A 700-nucleotide genomic window follows, 5' to 3' on the forward strand; every position below is an offset into this window, starting at 1 on the left:
GATATTTATAGTCTGTATAAAGGTTATGGCGGTTTAGGGAAAGCCGTATTAGGGGGGAGCCCGAGGGCTATACATTATTACAGTTTTGGGCCTGATGGTGAGCTACGTTTGACGGCCGGTAAAAGTGGCCACTATGTTTTATAAACGTAAATCATGGGGTTATTAATAGGCAATAATCATGACAAAAAAACTAACCATCATTGCATTACTCATCAGTATCTCACTGATTATATTTTTACTAAAAAATTGTAATAATTACCTGTATAAAGACCGCATACAGGAAGAAAATGATCGTATTAACCCTACCGGTAATAGAGCGGTTTGCCTTCGGATGGGCAAGATTTATCAGGATATGTACCCCTATACTATTAAATATATGCCAGGGTATCATAAAGATATGCACTATCGCGATCCTATTTATATTAATAATAAATTAAATGAACGATTAGCACTCTATGCCAAAGAGGGATTATTTACTGAAGAGCTAGTCGGTCACGATGGCGACAAGCCACTATACCGCTATAATTTAACGGATGAAGGGCGTAAATATCTTGATAAAACATGGTGGGGCGGCACAAATTTCTGCTTTGGTCGAATTGTAGTTGATAAAATTGATGAGGTTGATGATCAGTTGCAAGGAATGCGCATGATTTATTTTTATTACCATATGGAAAACGTGCCAAACTGGATAAAAAATAAG

1 pseudogene is annotated in these 700 nt (G+C 37.0%); it reads left to right on the forward strand.

What is annotated here, in order from left to right:
• Positions 1-178 precede the first annotated feature (178 nt).
• Positions 179-700, forward strand: a pseudogene (locus tag A9G44_RS09270) (hypothetical protein); the annotation flags it as partial.

It is taken from the genome of Gilliamella sp. Occ4-3, assembly GCF_001690675.1.
In the GTDB taxonomy this organism is placed as follows: Bacteria; Pseudomonadota; Gammaproteobacteria; order Enterobacterales; family Orbaceae; genus Gilliamella; species Gilliamella bombi.